The sequence below is a fragment of the Propionicimonas sp. genome, from assembly GCF_047606205.1.
In the GTDB taxonomy this organism is placed as follows: domain Bacteria; phylum Actinomycetota; class Actinomycetes; order Propionibacteriales; family Propionibacteriaceae; genus Propionicimonas.
The window spans coordinates 1-5,289 of record NZ_JASGES010000023.1; the positions used below are offsets into that span (position 1 = coordinate 1).

The window sequence follows — 5,289 nt, forward strand, 5'->3', positions numbered from 1 at the left end:
CTGGCCCGGCGCCGCCTGCCCAGGCTGGCCTGGCCACTCGGCTCGGCCGACGAGCCGCCGGCTCGGCTGGCCGCGCTCCTCGGCGGGGTCGTGACCGCGTCCGACCTCGCCCTGCTCGACGCCAGGGTGGACGCCCTGCCTGGACTCCAGGGGCTTTCTCTGGTCCGGACGGCCGCCGCTCGGGCGAGGAAGGCGGCGGCCCGGTGAGCGTCGAACTCGGCAACGCCAGGATCCTGCTCACCGGGGGCACCGGATTCGTCGGGCAGGCCATCCTGGAGCGACTGCTCAGCAGCCACCCCGGCACGACGATCGTCGTCCTGGCCCGGCCCAAGGGCTCACTCGGTGCGCAGCACCGGGTCGAGAACCTCTTGCGCAAGCCGGTCTTCTCGCGCTGGCTCGATGCCGTCGGCGAGGACGAGGCCCGCCGCCAGTTCGCCGAGCGCGTGGTCGTGGTCGAGGGCGGCCTCGGCACGCTCGGCCCGGAACCCGAACGGCTCGACATCGTGCTGCACAGCGCGTCGAGCGTGAACTTCGACGACCCCATCGACGCGGCCTTCGCCACCAACGTGACCGGCGTCTCGAAGCTGTACCAGGGCCTGCTGGAGGCGGGCGCCGATCCGCATGTCGTGCACGTGTCGACGGCCTACGTCAACGCCGCCCGCAAGGGCCTGGTCACCGAGGGTCCGGTCGAACACCAGGCGGACTGGCGAGCCGAGGAGGCCGCCGCGCGGTCCGCCCGCGTCCGCACCGAGGAGTTGTCGCGCACTCCCGAGCAGTTGCGCCGCTTCCTCAAGCAGGCCAACCAGGAGGTCGGCAAGGTCGGGCCCCGCGCCGTCGCCGAGGCCACCGAGGCCGCCCGCTGCGTATGGGTGAACGACGAGCTGGTCTCCTACGGTCTCACCCGCGCCCAGAGCCTGGGCTGGACGGACGTGTACACCCTCACCAAGGCGCTGGCCGAACGGCTGGCGGAGGAGTTGTGGCTCGGCGGCGGCCACCGGCTCTCGATCGTGCGTCCCTCGATCATCGAGAGCGCGCTGCGGCACCCGTTCCCGGGCTGGATCGACGGCTTCAAGGTGGCCGACCCGCTGATCGTGGCCTACGGCCGCGGCAACCTGCCCGAGTTCCCCGGCCTGCCCGACAGCGTGCTCGACATCGTGCCGGTCGACTTCGTCGTGAACGCCGTCCTCGCCGCCGCGGCCACGCAGGCCCCCCGGGACCGTGCCCGCTACTTCCACGTGGTCTCGGGCACGTCGAACCCGCTGCCGCTGCACCACATGGTGGAGAACATCCGGTCCTACTTCAGCGCGCACCCGATCCCCGGCGCCGACGGGCCCGGCAGCCTGCCGACCTGGCAGTTCCCCGGCGGGATCCGGTTCGAGGCCGGGCTCAAGCGCAAGGAACTGGGCACGAAGCTCACCGACGCGGTGATCTCGAAGCTGCCGGCCACCTCGGGCTCGCGCGACTGGGCGGACTCGCTGCACTCCGCGCGCTCCAAGCTGCAACTGTTGCGGAAGTTCTCGGGGCTCTACCAGGCCTACGTCCAGTCGGAGGTGCTGTTCGACGACGCCTCCACCCGTGCGCTCGACCGCGAGGTGTCCGCGGGCCCCGACGACGACGCGGGCTTCGACGTGACCGCGATCGACTGGAGCCACTACCTGCAGGACGTCCATCTGCCGGCGATCACCTCTCTGCCACGGGCGCTGGCCGGGCGCTCGGGGCGCAGCGAGCGGACCCAGAAGCCGCTGGCGTCCGGCCCCGGCGTGCTCGCGGTCTTCGACCTGGAGGGGACGGTGCTGCACGCGAACCTCGTGCAGCAGTACCTGTGGTTGCGCGACGCCGAACGCGACATGACGTCCGTGCCGCGCGAGGTCACCAAGATCCTGGCCCTGCTCCCCCGCTACCTGGCCGCGGAGCGGCGCGACCGCAGCGAGTTCATCCGCAGCTTCCTGCGCCTGCATGCGGGCATGAGGGTGGCCGACGTCGAGCGGTACGTCCGGGGCAGCGCGGGACGCAAGCTCCGCGCGCACCTGCTGGCCGACGCCCTGGCGCGGGTCGCCGAACACCGCGCTGCCGGCCACCACACCGTCCTGGTGACCGGCGGGGTCGACCTGCTCGCCGGCGTCGCCGCGCCCTACTTCGACGAGGTCGTCGCGAGCGGGCTGCACGAGCGGGACGGCGTGCTGACCGGCTACCTGGCCGCCCCGCCGATCGTGGGCGAGGCCCGGGCGGCCTGGCTGCGACAGTACGCGGAGAGCCGCGGCTTCGACCTGTCGAAGTCCTACGGCTACGGCGACAGCCAGGCGGACACGTCGTGGCTGCGGCTGGTCGGCAACCCGGTCGCCGTCAATCCCGACCAGCGGCTCTACGTGTTCGCCCGCGGCAGGCACTGGGAGGTCGTGGAGTGGAAGCGGACGGGCGCTCCCGACGACGAACCCTTCGTTGCGGATCCAGGAGGCCAGTGATGGCGTTCGACATCGACCAGTACGCCGAGAACTCCGAGGGTGTCACCTGGGAGGACCTCGACTTCGACGCGTTCGACGAAGACCCGCTCGGTGAGGACACGCTGCGCACCGTCCGCTACATGTGCAACGTCGAGTACCACACGGTGTGCTACCTCAGGGACCTGCTGGTCACCCCGTCCCACAAGGAGCGGGACGTGAGCGCGTTCATGACCATGTGGAACCGGGAGGAGTACTGGCACGGCGAGGCGCTGGCCGCGGTGCTGGGCCGGCACGGGATCACGGTCGACTACGACGAGCTGAAGGCCGCCCGGGTCAAGCTGGAGTGGCGGGACAAGCTCGCCCCGCTCAAGCAGTCGATCCTCGGAAACATCGTGGGCGACGACTTCGTCGCCGTGCACATGAGCTGGGGCGCGGCGAACGAGTGGAGTGCGACCGCCGCCTACCGCCGGCTGGCGGCGCTCGAGCAGCACCCTGCGCTGTCGCCGCTGCTGAAGCGGATCGGCCAGCAGGAGACCCGCCACACCGCGTTCTACGCCACGCAGGCCCGCAAACGGCTGGAGAAGTCCGCGATGGCCAGGACGCTGACCCGGCTCGTGCTGGCGAAGGCGTGGCGTCCGGTCGGCTCGTCGATCTCGGAGGAGGCCGACCTCGACCACGTCATGAAACACCTGTTCAACGGCGAGGACGGGCTCGCGGAGATCCGCCGCATCGACGCCAACATCGCCAAGCTCCCCGGCATGGAGGGCCTGACCATCTTCGAGACCGCCCTGCGCCGTCACGAGATGGACTGGCCGGCCGCCGCCTGAGCGGCCCGACGCCGGGTCGCCGACCGACCCGTTCACTGAACGAGTAACGTTTCAATAACTGTTGGCGCCACGACGTGAACGCACCGCGCCGCCTGTGGAAGGCTCTGCCGAGGGAAGAGCGGCAGCGGTGAGTGAAGACCATTCCCTCAGGAGGACCGGGGCTGCTCTTCCCGAGCCCCCCGCGGTGCGCGCCGAAAGTGATCAGCGCCCGACAGTTCCACGGCCCGGATGAGGACGGCATCCAGCATCGACGGCGTGAGCCGGCCGGTGAAGGTGTTCTGCTGGGAGACGTGGAAGCAGCCGAGCAGGGTCACCGCACGCCCGTCCGGCGAAGCCAGGTCGGCCTCGACGCCGTGCCCGAACGCGGGCGCGGGGCGCGGCACCGTCCAGCCCAGATCCGACAGGGTCCACAGCAGTGCCTTCCACCCGAACCCGCCGAGCGCGACCAGCACCCTGACCGTGGGCCCGAGCAGCTCCAGTTCCCGCGCCAGCCAGGGTGCGCAGGTGCGGCGTTCCTGCGGGGTGGGCTGGTTCGCCGGCGGCGCGCAGCGCACCGGAGCGGTGATCCGCACTCCGGTGAGCTCGAGCCCGTCGTCGATGGCGACCGAGGTCGGCTGGTTCGCCAGCCCGACCCGGAACAGCCCCGCGTACAGGAAGCCGCCGGAGCGATCGCCGGTGAACATGCGTCCGGTCCGGTTCGCGCCGTGGGCGGCAGGGGCGAGCCCGACGATCGCGATCGACGCCATGGGGTCGCCGAAACCGGGTACGGCGCGGCCCCAGTACTCCTGGTCGCGGAACGATGCCCGCTTCTCGGCTGCCACCGCCTCCCGCCAGGCCACCAGCCGGGGGCACGCGCGGCACTCCACCACCAGCGCGCCGAGGTCGTCCAGCGACGTGGCCGCCGTGGCGGAGGCGGGGTAGTCGGCGGAGTCGGGTGCAGGCACCCCCCTATCGTCCCCCACAGCGGCCACGCCGTGAGTGCGGAGGCTCCAGCAGCCTCCGCCCCGTCCGGCCGCGGGACCGGGACCCAGATCCCGCAGCCGGCGGATCCTTGTCCGTCCACCGGGCACGGAGGGGATCGTGCGGTTGTCGGATCACGGACAAGGAGGTCCAGGGGCTAGTCGACGAAGCCCACCTCCACCGGAGGCCCGCCATGCTCGACGCCGTCGAACAGCGCGAACGGGATCCGGAAGACCCGGCCCGGCGCGGCCGGCCACGGAGTCCTCACCCGGCCGACCACCCTGCCGTCCTGGCTCGCCTCCAGCGTGGGGAATCGCCGGTACTCCGAGGTCCAGGCGCTCAGCCGACGGCCCACGGGTGCCGGGTCCCCCGGACGGACCACTCCCGGCGCGATCCAGGTCAGCGGCGCCCGCGCCCGCAGCTGCACCCCGGACGGCGGCTGTTCCCGTCCGGCAAGCCATGCCCGCACCGAGGCGGCCACGTGGCGGCCGTCCAGCGCGGCGTTGTCGGCGGTGTCGACCGGGTGCAGGAGGTTCCCGGCCGCGAAGACGCCCGGCAACCCGGTCCGCAGTGCCGTGTCCACCAGTGGCGCCAGGGACCGCGGCTGGAGCTCGAGGCCGAGCTGCACCGCCAGTTCGTTGTCCGGGATCCAGTCGGCGGTGAACACCACGCAGTCGCAGGCCACCACCCTGGTCCTGCCCGTCGCATGATCCAGGACCTCCACGCCCTCCACCCTGCCCTTGCCGATCACCCGCTCGACCGTGGTCGCGGCGGCGACGGGGACGCCGAACGCGATCCGGCCGGCCAGGCTGACGGCGGCGTAGGTGTCGGGGGCCGGACGGGGAGAGGCCATCAGCACCGTCCGTGCTCCGGCGTGGCGCAGGGTCAGCACCGCCGACCAGGACACCAGTTCCGAACCCACCACCACCGCGCGGGTGCCGACCCTGTGCCCGAAGACGTGGACGTGGTTCTGCAGCTCCCCCGTGGTGTAGAACCACGTCCACGTCTTCGGGCACAGGGTCGGCACCCGCGCGGTGGTGGTGGGTTCGGAACTGGTGTCC

Annotated in this window: 5 protein-coding genes; 3 read left to right on the plus strand and 2 right to left on the minus strand. The window is 72.0% G+C overall.

Annotated features, from left to right (window positions below; all coding sequences use genetic code 11):
- The 3 genes from QM633_RS01370 to QM633_RS01380 form a co-directional block, all read left to right on the plus strand.
- Nucleotides 1–207: hypothetical protein (locus QM633_RS01370; RefSeq protein WP_415151924.1), on the plus strand; the 207-nt coding region annotated here is incomplete at its 5' end.
- A complete protein-coding gene (locus tag QM633_RS01375; RefSeq protein WP_415151925.1) occupies nt 204–2,462 on the plus strand; it encodes an HAD-IB family hydrolase in 2,259 nt (752 codons plus the stop codon). The genes QM633_RS01370 and QM633_RS01375, both read left to right, overlap by 4 nt.
- A complete protein-coding gene (locus QM633_RS01380; protein ID WP_415151926.1) occupies nt 2,462–3,268 on the plus strand; it encodes a ferritin-like domain-containing protein in 807 nt (268 codons plus the stop codon). Before QM633_RS01375 ends, QM633_RS01380 begins: the two co-directional genes overlap by 1 nt.
- Before the next feature lie 146 nt (nt 3,269–3,414).
- Here the strand turns inward: QM633_RS01380 and QM633_RS01385 are convergent, their stop codons facing one another.
- Both QM633_RS01385 and QM633_RS01390 read right to left on the minus strand, forming a co-directional pair.
- A complete protein-coding gene (locus QM633_RS01385) occupies nt 3,415–4,212 on the minus strand; it encodes a uracil-DNA glycosylase (protein ID WP_415151927.1) in 798 nt (265 codons plus the stop codon).
- A 173-nt stretch (nt 4,213–4,385) separates the two neighbouring features.
- Nucleotides 4,386–5,289, minus strand: a 904-nt coding sequence (locus tag QM633_RS01390) for an NAD(P)/FAD-dependent oxidoreductase (RefSeq protein WP_415151928.1), incomplete at its 5' end; no start/stop codon positions are given.

Excerpts from the sequence above, each read along its gene's own strand:
- QM633_RS01380 (WP_415151926.1), top strand. The coding sequence starts at position 2,462 with ATGGCGTTCGACATCGACCAGTACGCCGAGAACTCCGAGGGTGTCACC.